Annotated in this window: 20 protein-coding genes; 11 read left to right on the forward strand and 9 right to left on the reverse strand. The window is 71.7% G+C overall.

Annotated features, from left to right (window positions below):
- The 7 genes from phnE (G407_RS25565) to G407_RS0103980 all read left to right on the forward strand — a co-directional run.
- Positions 1–772, forward strand: a 772-nt coding sequence (gene phnE / locus G407_RS25565) for a phosphonate ABC transporter, permease protein PhnE (protein WP_425337484.1), incomplete at its 5' end; no start/stop codon positions are given.
- Positions 772–1587: a phosphonate ABC transporter, permease protein PhnE gene (gene phnE, locus G407_RS0103955; RefSeq protein ID WP_029029773.1), complete on the forward strand. Its 816-nt coding sequence runs from the start codon at positions 772–774 to the stop codon at positions 1585–1587. The genes phnE (G407_RS25565) and phnE (G407_RS0103955), both read left to right, overlap by 1 nt.
- Positions 1588–1788: 201 nt before the next feature.
- The gene (locus G407_RS0103960; protein WP_052340929.1) at positions 1789–3780 is read left to right on the forward strand and encodes an oxidoreductase; all 1992 of its coding nucleotides are present in this window, start codon (positions 1789–1791) and stop codon (positions 3778–3780) included.
- Positions 3781–3947: 167 nt separating this feature from the next.
- The gene (locus G407_RS0103965; RefSeq protein WP_029029775.1) at positions 3948–4913 is read left to right on the forward strand and encodes a tripartite tricarboxylate transporter substrate binding protein; all 966 of its coding nucleotides are present in this window, start codon (positions 3948–3950) and stop codon (positions 4911–4913) included.
- Positions 4910–5419 carry a tripartite tricarboxylate transporter TctB family protein gene (locus G407_RS0103970; RefSeq protein ID WP_029029776.1) on the forward strand — a complete coding sequence of 170 codons (510 nt, stop codon included), beginning with the start codon at positions 4910–4912 and terminating at the stop codon, positions 5417–5419. The genes G407_RS0103965 and G407_RS0103970 overlap by 4 nt, the downstream gene beginning before the upstream one ends.
- Positions 5420–5434: 15 nt before the next feature.
- Positions 5435–6946 (forward strand): tripartite tricarboxylate transporter permease, encoded by a 1512-nt coding sequence (locus G407_RS0103975; protein WP_043538910.1) that lies wholly within the window; start codon positions 5435–5437, stop codon positions 6944–6946.
- The gene (locus tag G407_RS0103980) at positions 6943–7737 is read left to right on the forward strand and encodes an aspartate/glutamate racemase family protein (RefSeq protein ID WP_029029778.1); all 795 of its coding nucleotides are present in this window, start codon (positions 6943–6945) and stop codon (positions 7735–7737) included. The genes G407_RS0103975 and G407_RS0103980 overlap by 4 nt, the downstream gene beginning before the upstream one ends.
- Positions 7738–7760: 23 nt before the next feature.
- Here G407_RS0103980 and G407_RS0103985 read toward each other — a convergent pair whose 3' ends face one another.
- The 8 genes from G407_RS0103985 to G407_RS0104020 all read right to left on the reverse strand — a co-directional run bounded on the left by G407_RS0103985 (position 7761) and on the right by G407_RS0104020 (position 15325).
- Positions 7761–8480 (reverse strand): SDR family NAD(P)-dependent oxidoreductase, encoded by a 720-nt coding sequence (locus G407_RS0103985; protein ID WP_029029779.1) that lies wholly within the window; start codon positions 8478–8480, stop codon positions 7761–7763.
- Positions 8477–9496: a CobW family GTP-binding protein gene (locus G407_RS0103990; RefSeq protein WP_029029780.1), complete on the reverse strand. Its 1020-nt coding sequence runs from the start codon at positions 9494–9496 to the stop codon at positions 8477–8479. Before G407_RS0103990 ends, G407_RS0103985 begins: the two co-directional genes overlap by 4 nt.
- A 17-nt stretch (positions 9497–9513) precedes the next feature.
- Positions 9514–10239, reverse strand: a complete 726-nt coding sequence (locus G407_RS0103995; RefSeq protein ID WP_029029781.1) for an isochorismatase family protein — start codon at positions 10237–10239, stop codon at positions 9514–9516.
- 37 nt (positions 10240–10276) lie between these two features.
- On the reverse strand, positions 10277–11638 hold the full coding sequence (locus G407_RS0104000) for a dihydroorotase (protein WP_029029782.1): 1362 nt from the start codon (positions 11636–11638) through the stop codon (positions 10277–10279).
- A gap of 124 nt (positions 11639–11762) precedes the next feature.
- Positions 11763–12158: a nuclear transport factor 2 family protein gene (locus G407_RS25570; RefSeq protein ID WP_043538911.1), complete on the reverse strand. Its 396-nt coding sequence runs from the start codon at positions 12156–12158 to the stop codon at positions 11763–11765.
- A complete protein-coding gene (locus tag G407_RS25575) occupies positions 12155–13273 on the reverse strand; it encodes an AbrB family transcriptional regulator (RefSeq protein WP_052340930.1) in 1119 nt (372 codons plus the stop codon). The genes G407_RS25570 and G407_RS25575 overlap by 4 nt, the downstream gene beginning before the upstream one ends.
- A gap of 8 nt (positions 13274–13281) precedes the next feature.
- Complete coding sequence (locus G407_RS25580) at positions 13282–13791, reverse strand: tripartite tricarboxylate transporter TctB family protein (protein WP_043538912.1); 510 nt, start codon at positions 13789–13791, stop codon at positions 13282–13284.
- Positions 13784–15325: a tripartite tricarboxylate transporter permease gene (locus tag G407_RS0104020; protein WP_029029783.1), complete on the reverse strand. Its 1542-nt coding sequence runs from the start codon at positions 15323–15325 to the stop codon at positions 13784–13786. The genes G407_RS25580 and G407_RS0104020 overlap by 8 nt, the downstream gene beginning before the upstream one ends.
- 267 nt (positions 15326–15592) lie before the next feature.
- Here G407_RS0104020 and G407_RS0104025 point away from each other — a divergent pair, with 267 nt between their 5' ends.
- From G407_RS0104025 to G407_RS0104035, 3 genes are all read left to right on the forward strand, one after another.
- On the forward strand, positions 15593–16678 hold the full coding sequence (locus G407_RS0104025; RefSeq protein WP_029029784.1) for a Bug family tripartite tricarboxylate transporter substrate binding protein: 1086 nt from the start codon (positions 15593–15595) through the stop codon (positions 16676–16678).
- A gap of 72 nt (positions 16679–16750) precedes the next feature.
- Positions 16751–16975: a tautomerase family protein gene (locus G407_RS25585; protein WP_043538914.1), complete on the forward strand. Its 225-nt coding sequence runs from the start codon at positions 16751–16753 to the stop codon at positions 16973–16975.
- On the forward strand, positions 16972–17676 hold the full coding sequence (locus tag G407_RS0104035; protein WP_029029785.1) for a dienelactone hydrolase family protein: 705 nt from the start codon (positions 16972–16974) through the stop codon (positions 17674–17676). Before G407_RS25585 ends, G407_RS0104035 begins: the two co-directional genes overlap by 4 nt.
- On the opposite strand, the gene G407_RS25590 is transcribed toward G407_RS0104035, so the two are convergent.
- Positions 17625–18428 (reverse strand): GntR family transcriptional regulator, encoded by an 804-nt coding sequence (locus G407_RS25590; protein WP_084327299.1) that lies wholly within the window; start codon positions 18426–18428, stop codon positions 17625–17627. The genes G407_RS0104035 and G407_RS25590 overlap by 52 nt on opposite strands.
- A 200-nt stretch (positions 18429–18628) precedes the next feature.
- Between G407_RS25590 and acnA the strand changes: the two genes are divergently transcribed.
- Complete coding sequence (gene acnA, locus G407_RS0104045; RefSeq protein ID WP_029029786.1) at positions 18629–21379, forward strand: aconitate hydratase AcnA; 2751 nt, start codon at positions 18629–18631, stop codon at positions 21377–21379.
- The last annotated feature ends 13 nt before the right edge of the window (positions 21380–21392 follow it).

The following is a 21392-nucleotide window of genomic DNA, read 5'->3' on the forward strand; positions in this document are numbered from 1 at the left end:
CCCGCCGATCTTCATCCGGCGCGGCTGGCTGCGGCTCCTCGTCTACGGCGGCTTCGTCGTCTACCTCGCGCTCGCGATCTCCACGATCGAGGTGAACTGGACGCGCGTCGCAGACGGCCTCGAGCGCGGCCTGCGCTTCGTGCAGGGCTTCCTCACGCCCGACTTCACCTCCCGCTCCACCGACATCGTCGAGGGCTTCGTCGAGAGCCTGACGATGACGCTGACCTCGACGGTGGCGGGCGTGATCCTCTCGATCCCGATCGGCATCGGGGCGGCGCGCAACATCGCGCCCCTGCCGATCTACGCCGTGTGCCGCACCATCGTCGCCGTGTCGCGCTCCTTCCAGGAGATCATCGTCGCGATCCTGCTCGTCGCGATGTTCGGCTTCGGCCCCTTCGCCGGGTTCCTGACGCTGACCTTCGCGACGATCGGCTTCATGGCGAAGCTGCTGGCGGAGGACATCGAGGACATCGACGAGGCACAGGCCGAGGCCATGCGCGCGACAGGGGCGAGCTGGTGGCAGGTGCTGAACTGGGGCATCCAGCCCCAGGTCCTGCCCCGCCTCGTCGGCCTCTCGATGTACCGGCTCGACATCAACTTCCGCGAGAGCGCGGTGATCGGCATCGTCGGCGCCGGCGGCATCGGCGCGACGCTCAACGTCGCCATGGATCGCTACGAGTACGACACCGCCGCGGCGGTGCTGCTTCTCATCATCCTCATCGTCATGGCCGCCGAGTATTCCTCGAGCTGGCTGCGCAAGAGGATCCAGTGATGCCGGTCTCCCACGTCGCCGATCGCCCGGTCTGGAGGCGCCGCACCACGCGTGAGCAATTCGCCGCGTACGCGGGCTGGCTCGCCCTCGTCGCGCTCACCGTCTTCGCCTTCCAGGTGATGACCGAGGACACGATCTGGTTCTTCGTGCAGGACGCGCCGCGCCAGGCGGGCGATCTCCTCGACCGGGCCTGGCCGCCGCGCTGGTCCTATCTCGATCGGCTCTGGGCGCCGCTCTGGGACACGCTCAACATCGCCACGCTCGGCACGCTGCTCGGCATCCTCGTCGCGGTGCCGGTCGCCTTCCTCGCCGCGCGCAACACGACGCCGAGCCTCGCCTTCGCGCGGCCGATCGCACTGCTGGTCATCGTCGCCTCGCGCTCGATCAACTCGCTGATCTGGGCGCTGCTGCTCGTGGCCATCATCGGCCCCGGGCTCCTCGCCGGCATCATCGCCATCGGCCTGCGCTCCATCGGCTTCGTCGGGAAGCTGCTCTACGAGGCGATCGAGGAGATCGACGAGAGCCAGGTCGCGGCGGTGAAGGCGACGGGCGCGCGCGGGGCGCAGGTGATCGACTATGCCATCGTCCCGCAGATCCTGCCCACATTCGCCGGCGTCTCCGTCTTCCGCTGGGACATCAACATCCGCGAGAGCGCCGTGCTCGGCCTCGTCGGCGCAGGCGGCATCGGCGTGCAGCTCAACTCCTCGCTCGCCCGCCTCGCCTGGTCGGAGGTGACCGTGATCTTCGTCGTCATCCTCGCGACCGTGGTCGTGTCCGAGTGGGTCTCCGCCAAGGTGCGCGCGACGATCATCTGAACAGGCGCGTGCCGGGATACGGCGTCGCGCATCCGGGCCCGCGGGCGTGCTGCCGGTGCGGCGCGCGCTGCGACATGCGACCGCTCGCCCCTCCTGGGATGTCCGAGCCCGGCGCGCGCACGGCAAAGTGTTGACATTTTGCACGTCGGGTCGCTAGCTTTCGACGTCGGCGCCAGGCGCCCTCGTACGTGAGAGCGTCTCATGCCGTCATCCGACGCGTATCCCGCGATCCACGCGCCCCTGACCCTCGCGGGCCGCCCTCTGAAGAACCGGATCGTCCACGCCTCGATGACGACTCGGATGCAGAAGAACGGACGCGTCACGGAGCCGTTGATCCGCTACTACGAGAACCGGGCGCGGGGCGGCGCGGCGATGGTCGTGTCGGAGCCGCTCGCGATGCTCGGGCGGCAGGCCGGGGACCCGAAGGTCCAGGTGCGCGACCCCGAGGCTGCAGCGGGGCTCGCCCGATGGGCGGCGGCCCTCGAGGCCCACGGCGCGCTCCTGCTGGCGCAGCTCCAGCATCCCGGGCGCGGGCGCCATCATCCCGGGCGCACCGTCGACGCGATCAGCGCGTCGGCCCTGCCGGACGCCTTGAGCTGGACGATGCCGCACGCGCTCGACGCCTCCGAGATCGCCGCTCTCGTCGCCGAGTTCGCGGAAAGCGCCCGGCGGCTCGCCGACCTCGGATTCGCGGGCGTCGAGATCTCGGCCGGGCACGGGCATCTCTTCCACCAGTTCCTCTCGCCCGCATCGAACCGCCGCCTGGACGCCTATGGCGGGGACACCGAGCGGCGTACGCGGCTCGTGCGCGATCTCGTGCGTGCGCTGAAGGGGGCCTGCGGGCCCGGCTTCGTCGTCGGCGTCAAGCTGCCCGCGGAGGACGGGGTGCGCGGGGGCGTCGACGGGCACGAGGCGGGAGAGATCGCGCGCCTCGTCGCGGGCACGGGCGATGTCGACTACGTCGCCTTCGTGCGGGGCGCCCACGATCGCTCGCTGGAGGATCACCTGCCGGACCGGCACGGGCCTCCGATTCCCTGGCGCGCCATGCTGGCCGCGCTCCGGCCGGCCTGCGCCGGCGTGCCGCTGATGGCGCTCGGCCGCATCACCGATCCGGCGGAAGCCGAGGGGCTGCTCGCCGGCGGCGAGGCCGAGCTCGTCGGCCTCGGGCGCCCGCTGCTGGCCGACCCGGCGTGGCTGGAGAAGGCCCGCGCGGGGCGCAGCGACGAGATCCGCTACTGCCTCTCGTGCAACTCCTGCTGGGGCTACGGCACGACCTTCGGCAGGAGCCTCTCCTGCGTCACCAACCCGCGCGTCGCCCGTCCGGACGAGGTGTGGTTCGTCCCGCCCGCGGCCGAACGGGCGCGTCGCATCGTCGTCGTCGGAACCGGCCCCGCCGGTATGGAAGCGGCGTGCGTCGCGGCCGCACGGGGCCACGCCGTCACCGTCCTCGGCCGCGGGAACCGGATCGGCGGGCGGCTCGCGCTGGCGGCGGAGCTTCCCGGCGGCGAGAGCCTGTCGAGCGTCCCGGACTGGCAGGCGAGCGCCGCCGCCCGCCACGGTGTCGACATCCGGCTCGGCGTCGATGCCGACGTCGAGACGGTGGCCGCGCTCGCCCCGGACGCCGTCGTGCTCGCGACCGGCGCCGAGATGACGAGCCCGGACTGGCTGCCGCCGGACTACGCGGCGGAGGGCATCGTGCCCGACCTGGGTGCCGCCATGGCGAGCCTGCACGGGCGCCGCGCCAGGCAGGGCGGCACCGCAGTCGTCTACGACATGGATCACGGCGAGGCCGTCTACGCGGCGGTCGAGCGCCTCGCCGCGCTGTTCGATCGGGTCGTCGTGGTCACGCCGCGCGAGGCGATCGCGATGGACCTGTTCCTCGTGGCGCGCCAGGGCGTGCTGCGCCGGCTGTCGCGGCTCGGCGTCGAGGTGGTGATGCTCGTCGAGCCCGTGTGGACGGACGCCTTCGAGACCGAGGGGCGGCTCGCGCTCGAGCACGTCTACACCGGCGCGCGGACCGAGATCCCCGACGTCGTCTTCCTGGCCTACGCCACGCCGCGCCGCCCGGCGGACGGCCTCGCGGCGGCGCTCGCCGCGCGCGGAATTCCGCTGCACCGGGTCGGCGACGCCCGTTCCCCGCAGGACCTGATGTTCGCGACGGCGACCGGTCACGAGGCAGGATTGGTCGTTTGATGCGTGTGCACCTCATTGTGCGCACACTTAGTTCGCCGTGGAGGGGAAAAGCGTAAAGAAATTCTCCAACCCCGGTGCAAAGTGTTGACTCTTTGCCGATGCGGATCGCATCCTCGCAGTCGAGCGGGCGCCGGAGCCCGCATCGCCAGACGAGGAGGATCACCCACATGCGACGCACCCTCGCCACGCTCGCGCTGACGGCGCTCGCGGCACTCGCGCCCGCCGCCGTCTCCGCCTTCCCGGAGGACGGACGGCCGGTGACGATCATCGTGCCGTTCTCCGCCGGCGGCACGACCGACGTGTCCGCCCGTCTGCTGGCCGAGTTCCTCGAGCCGGAGCTCGGGGTGCCGGTGGTGGTCGTGAACCGGCCGGGCGCCACGACGCAGATCGGCAATGCCGAGCTCGCCCGTTCCGAGCCCGACGGTCACACACTCGCGCTCGCCTCGCTGCCGTCGCTGGCCATGACGTATCTCGACGAGGAGCGCCAGGCGCCCTACGACCGCGAGAGCTTCACGCCGATCGCGCACTACATCTCGGGCGCGAACCTGCTCGCCGTGCTGGCCGGCAGCCCGTTCGAGGACGTCAACGATCTCGTCGCGGCCGCCAAGGAGAGCCCCCGCACCGTGCGCATGGGCACGGTCGGGCTGATGAGCAACGGCCACCTGCCCGGCGTCGCGCTCGAGGAGGAGACGGGCGCCGAGTTCGCCTTCGTGCACTTCGACGGCGCCGCGCCGCTCGTTACGGCGCTGCTCGCCGGCGACGTCGACGTCGCGATCAACGGCACGCAGACCACGATCCCGCACATCGACGCGGGCGCGATGCGCGCGATCGGCTTCTTCGGCGCGCGCCGGACCGCCTTCCTGCCCGAACTGCCGACGATCCGCGAGCAGGGCATCGATCTCTCGGCGCCGTCCTCCTTCGCGGTGATCGGCCCTGCGGGCATGGACCCGGCCGTGGTGGAGGAGCTCTCCGCCGTCGTCGGCGCAGTGATCGCGCGCGACGCCTTCCAGGAGCGGCTCACCGCGCTCTCCCTCGAATCCGAGTACATGGACCCGGCGGAGCTCGAGGCGTTCTGGTCCGACTTCGATGCGCGGCAGGCGCGTCTCATCGCGCTCGTGCGGGAGGAGCAGTGAGCGACGAGACGTCGGGGCCGCGGCCGGCGCGCGCCGGCCGCGGGGTGAGCGTGAGCTACCTCGCGGCCGGCCTCGTCCTCCTCGTCCTCGCCGCGATCGTCGGCCGCGAGGCGGCCGGCATGCGGTTCTACTCGTCGCTCGGCCCCGGGGCGGGGTTCTTCCCGGCGATCCTCGCGGGTCTCCTGGCAGTCCTGGCGCTCGCCCTCGTCTGGCAGGCGACGGTGCGCCCGGCGGACCTGCCGCGCACGGACTTCTCGCAGATCGCGCTCGGCGGCTGGCTGCGCATCGGAGCCATCGTCGCCGGTCTGCTGGCGATCGCCGTCCTCGTGGAATGGGCCGGCTTCCGGCTGTCGGTGGGCGTGTTCCTGTTCGCGCTGTTCGTCTCCGTCGGCCGCTACCCGCTGCTGCGGAGCGCGCTCGCCGCCGCCCTGCTGGCGGCGGCCTACCACTTCGTCTTCGACGTCCTCCTGCGCGTGCCGCTCCCCGCGGGCGTGCTCGGCATCTGAGAGGCACGCCCTCGAATGAGCGAGAACTTCGCCCTGCTCGGCGCCGGCCTCGCGGCCGCGTTGCAGCCATGGAACCTGCTCGCGGCCTTCGCCGGCTGCTTCCTCGGCACGCTGGTCGGCATGCTGCCCGGGCTCGGGCCGTCCGCCGCCATCGCGATCCTGCTGCCGATCACGATGGCGATGGACCCGACGAGCGCGATCATCATGCTCGCGGCGATCTACTACGGCTGCCAGTACGGCGACACGATCACCGCCGTGCTGTTCAACACGCCCGGCACCGGCGCCGCCGCGACGACGGCGGTCGAGGGGCATCAGATGGCGCGCCAGGGCCGCGCGGGCACCGCGCTCGCGATCTCCGCGATCGCGTCGTTCTTCGGCGGCACGGTGACGATCTTCGCGCTCGCCCTCGTCGCGCTGCCTCTGACCTCGCTCGCGCTGCGCTTCGGCCCGCCCGAGTTCTTCGCGCTCATCGTGCTCAGCCTCGTCCTCGTGGTCACCCTCGGCAGCAATTCCATCCTGCGCGGGCTGATCGCGGCCGTGCTCGGGCTGATCATCGCCATGGTCGGCACCGATCCGGTGATGGGCCTGCCGCGGCTCACCTTCGGCCAGATGCACCTCCTCGACGGCGTCGCCTTCATCCCCGCGATCATCGGGCTGTTCGGCGTCGGCGAGATACTGCGCAACCTGGAGAACCCGAAGGGGTCGTTCGAGCCCGTGGCGACGAGCAAGCTCTCGCTCACCCGGGACGACATGCGGCGCTCCGCGCCGGCGATCGCCCGCGGGACCGCGCTCGGCTTCGCCATCGGCATCGTGCCCGGCCTCGGGACCATCCCCGCGGCCTTCATGTCCTACGTCACCGAGAAGCGCCTGTCGCGACGGCGCGAAGCGTTCGGGACCGGCGTGATCGAGGGCGTCGCCGGCCCGGAGAGCGCCGCGAACGCCGCGGCGAACGGCGCGCTCCTGCCGCTCCTCACGCTCGGGATCCCGGGCTCGGGCGTCGTCGCGATCCTGATGGGCTCGCTGATGATGAACGGCATCATCCCGGGCCCGATGATGTTCACCGAGCACGGCGACATGGTCTGGACGCTGATCGCCAGCCTCTACGTCGGCAACGTCATCCTCCTGGTCCTCAACCTGCCCTTCATCCCGATGTGGGTGTCGATCCTGCGTATCCCCTACGGCATCCTGTTCCCGATGATCCTCGGCTTCACCGTGGTGGGCGCCTACAGCCTCGCCAACAGCCGTTTCGACATCGGGCTCATGGCCGTCTTCGGGCTGATCGGCTGGGCGATGCGCAAGCTCGACATCCCGCTCGTGCCGATCATCATGACGATGGTGCTGGGGCCGCTGATGGAGGGCGGGCTGCGGCGATCCCTCGAAATGTCGCAGGGCGACTTCACGATCCTGCTGACCCGGCCGATCGCGGCGACGTTCCTCGGGCTCGCCGTCGCGGTGCTGGTCGTGCCGCCGCTCCTCGGCCTCCTGCGGCGGCGGCGGCAGCCGGTCGAGACCGGGAGCGGGGCATGAGGATCTGGTACCAGAGCCTCGGCCGGCTCGACGCCTGGGGCGCCTATCCCCGCACGCTCGCCGCGCTCATCGATGCGGTCGCGCCCGGCGTCACGGTGCGCCTCGAGGGCACGCGCCGGGGCGTCGCCGAGCATCACCACGCGACCGCCTACGCCGCCGCGGGAGACGTGCTCGACGCGGTCCGGACGGCGGTGGCGGAGGGGGTCGACGCCTTCGTCATCGGCAACTTCTTCGACATCGGGATCGACGCGGCCCGCGAGATCGCGCCCTTCCCCGTGCTCGGCCTGGGACAGACGAGCCTGCACCTCGCGGCCCAGATGGGCGCGACGTTCGGGCTCGTCGCCCCCAACGAGAAATACGCCACCCGCCTCGTCGAGGGCGTGCGGCGTCAGGGCCTCGAGAGCCGGCTCGCGGGCGTCGTCGCGCTCGACGTGCCGCGGATTCGCCGCCTCTCGGACGCGTTCACCGACGACACCGCACGGGAGGGCTTCGTCGCGGCGCTGGGGGAGGCGGTGGATCGCGCGCTGCCCCGGGCCGAGGTGATCGTCCCGGCGGGAGGCGTGCTGATGGCGCTGCTCTGGCAGGCCGGCCTGACGCGCACGGCGGCCGGCGCGCCGATCCTCAACGGAGTCGCGGGCCTGCTCGCGATGGCCGAGACCGCCGTGCGGCTCGGGCACCTGCACGAGGGAGGCTTCGTCAGCCGGCGATCGACATACGCCCCGCCGAGCGCGGCGGAGGCCGAGGAGATCCGTCGCTTCTACGGCGATATCTACCCGGGCGGCGAGTCCTAGGAGCAGCAAGGCCTCGGAGCGGCTCAGCCTGCGGCGCGCGGCAGCGATGCGCCGCCGCAGACCGTCAGCGTCTGGCCCGTGATGGCGCCGCCGTCGACGGAGAGGAGCAGCGCGGCGAGGGCCGCGATCTCGTCGGGCTGGATGATGCGGCCGATGGGCAGGGGCGCGATCGGCGCGTCGGCGCGGGCGGAGTCGCGCAGCATCGGCGTGTCGACCGTCGCCGGCGCGATGGCGTTGACCGTCACGCCCCGGGACACCAGCGCCGCGGCCCAGCTGCGGACGAAGCCGGTCACGGCGGCCTTGGAGGCGGCGTAGAGCGCGCGACCGGCGCGCCCATCGCCGGCCCGGCTCGACAGGACGAGGATGCGTCCGCGGCCGTTGGGCAGTTCCTCGGCGAAGCGCTCGACGAGCCGCTGCGCCGCCGCGACGTGGACCGACCAGAGCTCCAGCCCAGGCGGATCGTCGCTCCCCGCGGCCGCGTCGGACCGCATCAGCCCGGCGGCATGAACGATCGCGGTGGGCGGGTCTTGCTCGCGGGCGAGCGCGTCGAGCACCGCGTCGAAGGCCCGCGCATCGGCCAGGTCGACGAGGATCGTGCGCGCCCGCGGGTCGGACCGACGCGGCGGGTCCCGGTCCAGCCCGGTGACGCGCCAGCCGTCCCGGATCAGGCGCGCGGCGATGGCTTCGCCGATCCCCGAGGCGGCTCCGGTGACGATCGCGTGCTTCGGCTCCCGCGATCTCATTCCCGTTCCGCCAACGCTCCGGCGATCTCGCGAAGCCGCTCCGGCGCGATGCCGCGGGCGATCACGACCAGGCGGTCGCGTGTCCCCTCGGGCGGCGTCCACGACAGGCGCCGCGGCGGATCGAACACCAGCCGCACGCCCTGGAGCGCGTACACCCCGCCGTCGTCGAAGCCGATCAGCCCCTTCACGCGCAGGAGATCGTCGCCCAGGGCGCGGGCGCGCTCGACCATGCGCGCATAGCCCGCCCAGGTCGCGGGTCCGTCGATCGGAGCGGCCACGCTGACGTAGCCGTGGGCGTGGATGTGACCCTCATGGTGATGATCGTGGTCGTGGTCGTGGTCGTGGTCGTGATGGTGATCGTGGTCGCAGCCCGCTTCCGCCGGGGACGGGCTGCGCCGGCCCGGCTCGGCGGCACCGAGCACGAGCGCCGGATCGATGTCGCCGGAGACCGCGCTCAGCCGCTCGACGTGCGGCGCGAGCACCGCGAGCGCCGCCTCGGTGGCGGCGCGCTGATCCGGCGTCGCCACGTCGCCCTTGGTCAGGATGACGCGGTCCGCCATGGCGGCCTGGAGCCGCGCCTCCTCGAAGCGGGCGAGCTGCTCCGCGCCGTTGACGCAGTCGATCGTCGTGACGATCGCCGCGAGGTGGACGAAGCGCGAGACGAAGGGCCCGGCGGCGAGCGCGTTGGCGATCGGCCCCGGATCGGCGAGCCCCGTCGTCTCGACGACGACGCGCGCGAAGCGCGGGATCTCCCCGCGCTCGGCCTTGTAGTAGAGGGCCTCGAGCGTATCCTCGAGCGAGCTCGTCAGCGTGCAGCAGATGCAGCCGGAATCGAGGAGAACCGCATTGGTCTCGTCGCCCTCGCTGACGAGGAGGTGGTCGAGGCCCACCTCGCCGAACTCGTTGACGATGACGGCGGTGTCGGCGAAGCCCCGATGGCGCACGAGCGCCGAGAGCAGCGTCGACTTGCCCGAGCCGAGGAAGCCCGTCAGCAGGAAGAGGGGGATCGTGGCCATGACCGCCGTCTCCCGCCTCAGCCGACCGAGACGTCGGCGCGCACGGGCAGGCCGGCGAGGTAGCTCTCGACCTCCCGCGTCGGGATCACGTCGGCGTATTTCGAGTTCAGGTCGAACAGGTTGACGGCGTGGCTCGCCTGGAAGCGATCGAACGTCGTCTCCTCGGGGATCACGACCTTGAAGTTGAACGAGTAGGCGTCGACGGCCGTGGCGCGCAGGCAGCCCGACGTCGTCCCGCCGGTCAGGATCAGCGTGTCGACGTCGAAGAAGTTCAGGTGGCTCATGAAGATCGTGCCGAAGAAGCACGACGGCTTGCGCTTGCCGATGCGGATGTCCTGCGGCCGCGGGGCGAGCGGCTCCACGGTCTGGGTCGCATGCGTGCCCTCCGTCGAGGTCCGCTCGCCGCCGCGATGGCTCTTGCCGACCTGGACGCCGGAATCGATCATGTCCGGGCGCCGGGCGCTCTCGGTGTAGAAGACCGGCAGGTTCTTCTCGCGCGCCCTGTGCAGCAGCGGCTCGATGTGGCGCACGGCCTCCCAGGCCTCGCGGCCGCAATGGGTCCGGTACTGCTTCAGTCCCTCGAGGATGTCCTCGGGCTTGTCGCCGCAGAAATTGTACTGGACGTCGATGATGAACAGCGCCGGGCGCGTGCCGAAGCCGCCGCGCTTGCCGTAGCCGGCCGCCTGGTAGACCTGCTTGTCGCGCTCGGTGAGGAAGTCGTCCCAGATCCGCTTCTCGGTCATGATGTGGCTCTCTCGAATTCGCGTGCGTGGAGGCGGCTCAGACGGGGCGGGCGAGATAGCGTCCGGCGGGGGCGTTGCGCGCCTCCTCGGTGATCGCGCCGTTCTCGACGACCTTGCGGCCGCGCAGCCAGGTCGTGTGCGCCCATCCCTTCAGCGCCATGCCCTCGAAGGGCGAGTAGTCGGCGAAGGACTCGAGCGTCGCCGCGTCGACGACGCGCTCCGCGTCGGGATCGACCATGACGAGATCGGCGTCGTAACCGACCGCGATCTGGCCCTTGCCCTTCAGCCCGTAGACCTTGGCGGCGTTGGCGCTCGTCACCGCGGCGATGCGCTCGATCGGCACGCCGCGGCGGTGATAGCCCTCGGTGATCATCACCGGCAGCATCGTCGCGACGCCGGGGAAGCCCATGGTCGAGGACCAGATCTCCTGCTTCGTCTCGCGCTTGCGCGGCACGTGGTCGGTGCCGACGGTGGTCACGGTGCCGTCGAGGACACCCTCCCACAGCGCCTCGATGTCGGGCTGGCTGCGTACCGGCGGGTTGACCTTGGCGAGGACGCCGCAGGGGGACTCGCGCGTCAGCGAGAGGTAGTGCGGGCAGGTCTCCACCGTGATCCGCGCCTTGTGGTAGCTGCGGTGGCGGCGGACCTCCTCCAGCGCCTCGCGGCTCGACAGGTGGACGATGTTGACCGGGCAGCCGGTCTTGCCGGCGAAGTAGGCGACGCGGTGGACGTTCTCGGCCTCGAGGAAGTCGGGGCTCTGGTCGTCCCAGGCGCCGAGGCCGGTGCGTCCCTCCCGGCGCAGCGGGTCGCGCAGGACCGGGATGACCTCCACGTTCTCGCAGTGCACGCCGAGCACGCCGCCCGGGACGCGCAGTGTCTGGAGCATGGCCGCGTAGAGCAGGCCGTCGTCGATCTCGGTGAAGCCCTTCGAGAGGCCGGCCTGTCCCTTGTACATCAGGTAGAGCTTGTAGGAGGTCACGCCGAAGGCCTTCGACGCCTCGACCAAAGTGTCGACATGAAGCCGATGCGTGATGCCGAAGTGGAAGCCGACATCGACGCAGGCCTGCTCCATCGCGCGCTGGCGCACGGCCACGAGCGCCTCGCGCGGGTCCTGCGAGCGGTGGAAGGACAGGACGGAGGTGACGCCGCCGAGCGCGGCCGAGCGGGTCTCCGTGGCGAAGTCCGTCTCCGGCGAGCCGAAGCCGAAATGGACGTGCGGGTCGACGAGCCCGGGCATCACCCAGCGCCCGCCGCAATCGACCTCCTCGGTGGCATCCATCCGCACGCCCGGGGCGAGCACGGCGGCGATGCGCCCGTCCTTCACGCCGATCGAGCCGGGCGTCACGCCGACGTCCGGATGGACGATCATCGCGTTCTGGAGAAGAAGGTCGAGGGTCATCGCGGGCGTATCCTCCGTTCGCGCCGTCGGGGCGGGCACGCCGTCCGGCTGGGGGGCGGCATGAAGCAATGCCGCCAATCTGTCGACACTTTTGCGCCGTTGTCAATCGGGATGGACGGTCAGATCAACGCGGCGGGCGGACGAACGCCACGTCGTTCCAGACGTCGTGCCGGACGATCAGCCCGTCGCGGACGACGAAGCGATCGATGAACCGAATCCCCTCGAATGCCTCCCCGTCGGCGAAGACGCCGTGCAGCGTCCCGAAGCAATAGACGATCGCGTCGGCGCCGTCGTGCAGGCTGTCGAACCGCTCGATGCTCTTGCCGACCCGATCGTAGCGCGCCGAGGAGCCGGCGACGATCTCCTCGATCGATCGGCGCACGGCGCCGCCCGGGAAGGTGATGGCGGCGTCCGCCGCCAGCGGCGCGCCGGCGGCATCCAGGTCGCGGCGCTCGAGATCCGCCAGGAACGTGCGCGCGATGCGCTCGGCCTCGGGGAGCGGGGTCGGGGACGAGGTCATGGTCTCTTCTCTCCTGCATCGTCGGACGGGTTGGGTGTGGAGGCGTCGGCGCCCCGGCGCCGGCCGCCGCCGGCGATCGTCGCGAAGGCGATCACCACCGCCAGCCGCGCCAGCTGGTGCGTCGCGACGAAGGCGGCGTCGATGCCGAGGACGAGGGCGAGCAGGCCGAGCTCGGTCATGCCGCCGGGCGCGTAGGCGAGCACGATGGCCGGGAAGTCCCCGATGCCGCCGAACGCCAGCAGCGCCGCGGCCGCCGTCGCGACGCCGAGCGAGAGTGCGACGAAGCCGAGCGATTCCGCCGCGATGCGGACGACGACCGACGGCGGCGTCCCGAGAAAGCGGCAGCCCGCCACCGATCCGATCACGATCTGCGCGACGGCGAGGAGCGGCGGCGGCACCACGGCGTCGGTCCAGCCGACGACGTGGGCGGGGACCGAGACGAGGAGCCCGCCCAGCAGCGGCGCGACCGGCAGGCGCAACCGCTCGGCCACGCGCCAGGCGATCACGCCGGCGACGACGAGGGCGAGAAGGTGATGGGTGGGCGCACCGAGGCCGTGCGGCGCCGCGCTCGCGGGCGGCGTCGGCGGCTCGCCGAAGGCGAGCGCGAACCCGAGCGGCACGAGCGTCACCGTCGCGAGGATCCGGCCGGCATGGGCCAGGGCGACGCGCCTGATGTCGGCGCCCGCCGCCTGGCTCAGCAGCAGCATCTCCGAGAGGCCGCCGGGGATGGCGGCGTAGAAGGCGGTCGGGCGGTCGTAGCCGCCCACGATCCGGAAATAGGCGCGCCCCAGGAGCGCCACCGCGACGAGGTAGGGGATCATCAAGGCGAGGCTCGGCCACCAGCCGGCGACGCGGTCGAGCGTCTCCGGCGTGAACGAGGCCCCGAGGGCGAGGCCGAGCAGCATCGCCATGGGCGGGCGCAGCCAGCCCGGGCTCACGAGCGGCGCGCCGGCGAGGCTGGCGACGAGGCACGCGAACAACGCGCCGAGCATCCACGCCAGCGGGAAGTCGACCGCGAACGCGAGCGCACCGCCGGCGGCGCCGAGCGCGAGCGTCGGCACCGTGGCGGCGGGGCCGCGCGGGCGCCCCGCCCCCCCCGACCCGAGCCGTTCCATGCCCCCGCTCAGAAGGTCGTCGCCCAGGGCACGACGTCCCCGAGCAAGCCCTGCGGCCAGTGGACGTTCAGCGCGAGCCCGAGCCCTCCGGTGAGGCCGAGCGCGAGGATGCCGACGACCGCGACCGTGAGCCAGGAGGTGCGGCCCTCGAGCTTGAGGAAGCCGGCGACGAACAGGACGCTCGCCGGCAGGAAGCCGAGAATCGGCAGGAGGACGAGGTACCCGAGCATCCAGCCCCACATCCGCACGGCCGGCCAGCCCTCGGCGGACTCCGAGGTCGCATCGAAGGCCGCCTCCGACGCGCGAGCACCACGCCACGTGGTCACCACGTGGAGGACCCACAGGAACAGCGTCGCCACGCCCACGGAGATCGGGAAGAGCTTCGCCGCCCAGGGCAGGTCGAGCGCCCCGACGATGGCGAGGCCGATGACGCCGCCCACGGCGAGGTCGAAGATGCGCACCCCCCAGGGCACGCCCGCGAAGGCGGGAAAGATCGTCGCGTCGCGCGTGTCAGCCATGGCTGCGCTCCTTCCCGGCCTCTGCCGGCGCCTCGGTCGTCTCGGTCGTCTCGGGGAACTCCTCGTGGCGGACGATCGGCTTGCGCCGGCGGCTGCCGACCACGACGAGGATCACCGTGAGGAGGCCGATGGTGATCACGCCCGGGCGCTCCAGCCATTCGAGCCCGTAGCGCTGCGTGGTGATCCACAGGTTCCGCTCGACGAGCGGGGAGAGGATGAAGCCGATCAGCAGCGGCGCCCGCGGGAAGCCGTGGCGCTTCATCAGCCAGCCGAGGAGCCCGAAGGCCGCGAGCACGATCAGGTCGCCGACGTGCCGCGTCGCCTGGAAGGCCCCGACGGTCACCAGCAGGAAGATCACGGGGAACATCGTCGAGAACGGGATCGTCGTCAGCCGCGCGATCGGCCGGATGAAGACGAGGCAGGCGATCGTGCCGAGGATGTTGGCGAGGGCGAGCGACCAGATGATCACGAACACGAGGGAGAGGTTCGTGTCGAGCATGCGCGGGCCGGGCTGGATGCCGAAGACCACGAATGCGCTCAGGAGCAGCGCCATGCCCGCGCTGCCGGGCACGCCGAAGAGCAGCGTCGGGATCAGCGCGCCGCCCTCCTTGGCGTTGTTGGCGCTCTCGGGCGCGATGACGCCGCGCACGTCGCCGCGTCCGAGCTCGCCGCGGTGCTTGGCGGTCTGGACGAGGTAGCCATAGTTCATCCAATCGACGATGGCCGAGCCCAGCCCCGGCACCATGCCGACGCCCACCCCCATCAGGCTGTGGCGCAGGACGAGCCACCAGTGCCGCACGATGTCGCGCGCGCCCTCGAGCCAGCCGCCGCCGAGAGCCGCGCCGCGCTTGGCGATGGCGCCGCCACGGGCGAGCAGGTCGACGAACTCGGGCAGGGCGAAGAGGCCGAGGGAGACCACGACGAGCGGCAGCCCGTCGAAGAGGTAGTCGTAGCCCATGTCGTAGCGGTAGGCCGGAGCCACCTCGGCGGCGCCGATCGTGCCGACGAGGAGGCCGAGCCCGGCCACGAGGAGCCCCTTGAGCGGCGCGTCGCCGCTCAGCACGCCGATCATGCACAGGCCGAGGATGCTCATCATCAAGAGCTCCGGCGTGGCGAAGGAAAGGACCAGCGGGCGCGCGATCGGCAGGCTCAGGGTGAGCGCCAGCGCGCCGATCACCCCGCCGAACATCGAGGCGATGAAGGCCGCCGAGAGCGCCCGCGCCGCCTGGCCCTTCTGGGCCATGGCGTAGCCGTCGATGATCGTGGCCTGCGATCCCGCGGATCCCGGGATGCCCATCAGCACCGAGGGGAAGGTATCGGACGTCGTGATCACGGCGGCGACGCCGATCAGCATGGCGATCCCGGTCTGCGGGTCGAGCTGGAAGGCGACGGGAAGCAGCAGCGCCATCCCGACGATCCCGCCGAGTCCCGGCAGGAAGCCGACGGCGAGGCCGACGAAGACGCCGAGGCACAGGAACATCAGGTGCGTCGGTTCGAGCACCATGAAGAAGGCGGCGAGGGCTGCCTCGATCATGGCGCCGCCCTCCGGGCGCAATTGGCGGAAGAATGTCGACAGTAAGTGGCCCTGTCGAGCACCCTGTCGAAGCGACGTTCGCGCATGAAGCCTCCTCCCTTATGAATTTCGGCGATCCTGCCCTTATCTCTCGTCGCTCGTCAAACCCAAATGTTGACACTAAGCCCCGAAAGCGGGCACCTTCTCGCCATGCGTGGGCCACGATCCCGGCCCGGCGCCCAGGCGGGGGGTGAACCCCACGCCATCTCATCGAGGGAGGAAGCCAACATGATCTCTATCGCCAGCCGTCTCCTGGCCACGACGGCCGCCGTGCTCGCGCTCGGCACCAGCACCCTCGCGGCGCAGCCCTTCTACGAAGGCAAGACCGTGACGCTCCTCGTCGGCTTCTCGCCCGGCGGCGGAACCGACCGCTTCGCGCGAGTCGTGCAGCAGCACCTGGGCGAGCACATCGCCGGCGAGCCGACGGTGCTCGTGCAGAACATGCCGGGCGCCGGCAGCGTCCTCGCCTCGAACTACTACGTCGATCGCGCGCCGCGCGACGGCACGATGCTGATGGTCGGGACCGGCCAGCTTCTGATGCGCATCCTGCTCGGCGTCGAGGGCTCGACCGCGCGCATCGCCGACTACGAGCCGCTGATGGCCGGCCCCGTCGGGCGCGTCACGAGCGCCTCCGCCGATCTCGGCATCGACGGGCCCGCGGATCTCATGGACGGCGGCGAGGAGCTCATCGTCGGCAGCGCCGGCGTCATGGCCTCGATCGACACGATCCTCGGGCTGCGCCTGCTCGACGTCGACTTCCGCGCGATCTCCGGGTACGAGGGCAAGGCCGAAACGCTGCTCGCCATGCAGCGCGGGGAGGCCTCCGTCGACGGCCAGACCACGCCCGTCTACAATGCCACGGTGCGCCCGCTCGTCGAGGAAGGCTCGGTGACGCCGCTCTTCGCCCAGGGCTTCATCGACGGCGACGGCAACCTCGTGCGCGATCCCGCCGCCCCGGAGATCCCGACCGTGCTCGAGGTCTACCAGGAGGTTCGCGGCGAGATGCCGTCGGGGCCCGCCTGGAACGCCTACATGGCGACCACCGCCGCGACGGTCGTCGCCGGCAAGGTGCTGATGATCCACGAGGACGCGCCGCAGGAGGCGAAGGACGCCCTGCGCGCGGCGATCGACTCGATGGTGGAGGATCCCGAGTTCCAGGCCGACGTCGAGGATTCGCTCGAGGGCTACGACATCTTCCTCGGCGACGATCTCGATGCGGCCGTGCAGGCCGCGGTGGGCATCGGCGAGGAGGACCTCGCCTGGCTGCGGGACTACCTGTCGAGCGAGCACGGCATGCGCTTCGACACGAACTGACCAGCGAGGCCGCCGCCCCGTCCGGAGCGGCGGCCTCTTCACGACGACCATCGAGAAGGAGTGGACCGACACATGCCCGTCATCACCGTGGCGGCGCCCGAGGGCGCCTGGGACCGCGCTGCGAAGGAGCGGCTCGTCGCCGAGATCACCGACGCCGTCGTCCGCGTCGGCGGCGAGCGGCAGCGCTCGAACACGCGCATCCTGATCCAGGATGTGCCGGAGGGGAACTGGGGCTCGGGCGGCAAGGTGTTCGTGCGCGCGCCGGCCGCCCCCAACGAGGAGGGAGGCACGCGATGACCGCCTCACGCTACGACACGATCCTCGAGGCCGACGGACGCGCCATGCGCGCCTACGTGAGCCTGCCTCCGGGCGGGCGCGGCCCGGCGCTGGTGCTCGGCGCCGAGATCTTCGGCATCAACCTGCACATCCGCGAGGTCGCCGACCAATGGGCGGCCGAGGGCTTCGTCGTGGTGGCGCCCGACCTGTTCTGGCGGCTCGAGCCCGGCGTCGAGCTCGGCTACGACGGCGAGGATCTCGAGCGGGCGCGCACGCTCTACAGGGCGCTCGACCTCGAGCAGGCGGTGCGCGACGTGGCGGCGACGCTCGACTACGCGGGAGCGCTGCCCGAATGCACCGGCAAGGTGGGCTACCTCGGCTTCTGCTTCGGCGGCAAGCTGTCGTTCCTGGTCGCGGCCGCCGCCGAGCCGGCCTTCTCGATCGGCTATTACGGCGTCGGCCTGGACACCATGCTCGACAAGATCGGCGACGTGCACTGCCCGTACATGATGCACTACGGCGGAGCCGACAAGTCGACGCCGCCGGAGGCGGTGGAGGCCGTGCGCGCGGCCCTGGCGGGACGCCCCGACGCCGTCGTGCACGTCTACGAGGGCGCCGGGCACGGCTTCAACAACTGGCGCAAGGCGCCGGCCTTCCACGGGGCGGCGTCTCAGCGCGCCTTCGCCCGCTCGCTCTCCTTCGCGAAGGCGGCGCTCTCGTGAGGCTGCTCGGCCGCGAGCCCCGCTCCGGCGGGGCTCGCGGCAACGACCCGTGTCCGCCGACGTCGACGAAGCGGCCGGGGAGGGGCGCTCGCACCCTCGGCCTCGCGCTCGGCCGCCAGCGTCGCGAGCAGCGATTCCGTCGCGCGGGCGATGTGCGACCGCATCAGGGATTCGGCGAGGTCCGGATCGCGGTTGTGCATGGCGCGCACGATCTGCCAGTGCTCGTCGAACGCCTGCTCGCGGCGACCGGGCAGATCGCCGGAGCGGCGGCGATAGAGCCGCAGCAGGTGGTACAGCTCCTCGGTGAGGAGCTGGCGGGCGCGCTCGTTGCCGCAGGCCACGGCGACGCGGATGTGCAGGTCGAACGGCTCGCCGGGAATGTCGGCGCTGCGGGCACCGTTGCGGCGGGCCCGCTCCAGGTCCGCCATCAGCCGGTCGAGCGCCTCGTCGCTCATCGCCTTCGTCGCGAGCCGGCACGCCATCCCTTCCACCACCTCGCGGAGCTGGAAGATCTCGACGACGTCCTTCTGCGACAGCGAGACGACGCAGGCGCGCATGTAGGGCTCGCGCGTGACCAGCCGCAGGCCCTGCAGCCGCCGCACCGCCTCGCGCACCGTACCGCGGCTGATGTCGAACCGCTGGGAGAGCGAAACCTCGTTGACCTCGCTGCCGAGCGGCAGCGCCCCCGACAGGATCAGCTCGTAGATTCTCTCGAAGGCCTGCTCCGCCAACGTGCTCTGCTCACCCGGCATCCGATGTGCGCCTCCTGCGACCGTGATGCCATCTCGTATGTGATCCCCCATAAACTGTCAACGCCTGTGGGCAATCCGTGCGTGCGTAAAGCCGACGCGCGGCGACCGTCCGGATCCGAATCGCGACATAGTGTTGACAGTTTTGTGGCGGCTGCTTAGTGTCGACATCGTCGAGGCGCACGCCGAACGAGGAGGATGCCATGGCCGAGCAGATCGCCCCAGGGGCGGACGCCTTCCGCCCGCTGCCGGAGGCCGGACGGCAGGGCGCCTTCCTCGACCTCGCGTCCCTCGGCGTGCTCTCGCCCGCGGAGCTGGGCGCCCTCCCCTACACCATTCGCATCCTCGCGGAGAACGCGGCTCGCAACGCCGGGCCGGGCTTCGCCGACGCGGACGACGTGATGCGGCTGCTGTCGTGGCGCCCCGGCGTCGAGCCGTTCACCGTCCCGCTGCGGGCCTCCCGCGTGCTGCTGCCCGACTCGAGCGGCCTTCCCGCGCTGATGGATCTCGCGGCCCTGCGCGGCGCGCTGGCGCGGCGCGGCCTCGATCCGAGCGTGGTCGAGCCGCAGGCGCCCGTGGATCTCGTGGTCGACCATTCGCTGACTGTCGACTTCTTCAACCGTCCCGACGCCGCGTCGCTCAACGTGGCGCGCGAGTTCGAGCGCAATGCCGAGCGCTACCGCTTCCTGAAATGGGCGGAGCAGGCCTTCGTCGGCCTGCGCATCGTCCCCCCCGGCATGGGCATCGTCCATCAGGTCCACATCGAGCGCCTCGCCGCGGTCGTCGCGACCGAGGAGCGTGACGGACGCACCGTCGCCTTCCCCGAGTTCGTGCTGGGCGGGGATTCGCACACGCCGATGGTCAACGCCCTCGGCGTGCTGGCCTGGGGCGTCGGCGGCGTCGACGCCGAATCCGCGATGCTCGGCCGGGCCTATGTCGTGCCGGTGCCGCGGGTCGTCGGCGTGCGCCTCACGGGACGGCTGCGCGAGGGGGCGACCACGACGGATCTCGTCCTCACCGTCACCGAGCGCCTGCGCCGCGTCGGCGTCGTCGGCGCCTTCGTCGAGTTCGTCGGACCCGGCGTCTCGGCCCTCTCCGTCCCCGACCGCGCCACGATCGCGAACATGGCGCCGGAGTACGGCGCGACGGTCGGCTTCTTCCCCGTCGACGAGAGCACCCTCGTCTACCTGCGCCAGACGGCGCGCGAGCCCGAGCACGTCGCGCTCGTCGAGGCGCATGCCCGGGCGGCCGGTCTGTTCCGCGACGAGAATACGCCGATCCCCGAGTACGACACCTTGGTCGAGCTCGCCCTCGACGAGGTCGTTCCCTGCGTCGCCGGGCCGCGACGGCCCCAGGACCGCGTCGCGCTCGCGGACGTCAAGAGCGGCTTCGCCGCGGCGCTCACGCGGACGCGGGACGAGGGCGGCTTCGGCGTCGACGACAGCGAGGCCGGGCGCAGCGTCGAGATCGAGATCGACGGCCGGCGCGAGACGCTCCGGCACGGCTCCCTCGCCATCGCGGCCATCACCGCCTGCACCAACACGTCCAACCCGGGCGTCATGCTCGCGGCGGGCCTCCTCGCGCGCAAGGCGTGCGAGGCGGGTCTGCACCCTCCCGCCCACGTGAAGACCTCGCTCGCGCCCGGCTCCCGGGTGGTGACGCGGTATCTCGAGGAGACCGGGCTGCTCGAGCCGCTCCAGCGCCTCGGGTTCCACATCGTCGGCTACGGCTGCACGACGTGCAGCGGCAAGTCGGGCCCGCTGCCTCCGCCGGTGGCCCGGGCCGTCGAGGAGCAGAACCTCGTTCTCGCGGCCGTCGCCTCCTCGAACCGCAACTTCGAGGGGCGCATCCACCGCCAGGTGCGCGCGGCCTATCTCGCCTCGCCGCCTCTCGTCGTCGCCTATGCGCTCGCCGGGCGCGTCGACTTCGACATCACCACGGAGCCCCTGGGCGTTCGTGCCGGCGGCGAGCCCGTCTACCTTCGCGACATCTGGCCGACCAAGGCGGAGATCGACGCGCTGATCGGACGATCGCAGGCGCCGGATCTCTATCGCGAGAACTACGCGAAGATCTTCGCGGGCACGGAGCACTGGCAGGCCCTCGATGCGCCGAAGGGCCCGCTCTTCTCCTGGGATCCGAGCTCGACCTATCTGCTGGAGCCGCCCTTCTTCGCTCTGGCCGAGCAGGCCGCGACGAGCGGGCTGGCGGACACGATCACGGACGCGCGGGTCCTCGGCGCCTACGGCGACATGCTCACGACCGACCACATCTCCCCGGCCGGGGAGATCCCCGTCGACAGCGAGGCCGGAAAGCTCCTCGTGGCGAGCGGGGTCGAGCCGCGCTCGTTCAACGCTTTCACGATGCGTCGCGGGAACCACGAGGTGATGGTGCGCGGCACCTTCGCGCATCCGCGGATTCACAACATGATCGCGGCGGACCTGGCGCCGGGGCAGACCCTGAAGCTGCCGGAGGAGGAGCGCGTCTCGGTCTACGAGGCGTCGCGGCGCTACCGTGAGGAGGGTACGCCTCTCGTCGTGCTCGGGGGTCAGGCCTACGGGATGGGATCGAGCCGGGACTGGGCGGCGAAGGGGCCGTCCCTGCTCGGCGTCCGGATCGTCATCGCGGAGAGCTACGAGCGGATCCACCGCGCCAATCTCGTTTCGCTCGGCGTGGTGCCGCTGACCTTTCCCGCAGGGGAGAGCTGGCGCTCGCTCGCGCTGGACGGGCGGGAAACCTACACGATCGAAGGCTTGCGCGCCGGGGTCGAGCGCGGCGCGCCGGTCGCGGTGACGGCGACGCGGGCGGACGGGACGCAGATCCGGTTCGAGGCGCGCGCCGCGATCGCGGGCCCCGCCGAAGCGCGGATGCTCGAGACGGGCGGCATCTTCGAAGCGTTCCTCGAACGCATGGCCGGCGAGGCGCAGGCGCGGCGAACCCGCCCTGCGACGGGCTGAGCGGCGAGGCGCG

It is taken from the genome of Salinarimonas rosea DSM 21201, assembly GCF_000429045.1.
GTDB lineage: Bacteria > Pseudomonadota > Alphaproteobacteria > Rhizobiales > Beijerinckiaceae > Salinarimonas > Salinarimonas rosea.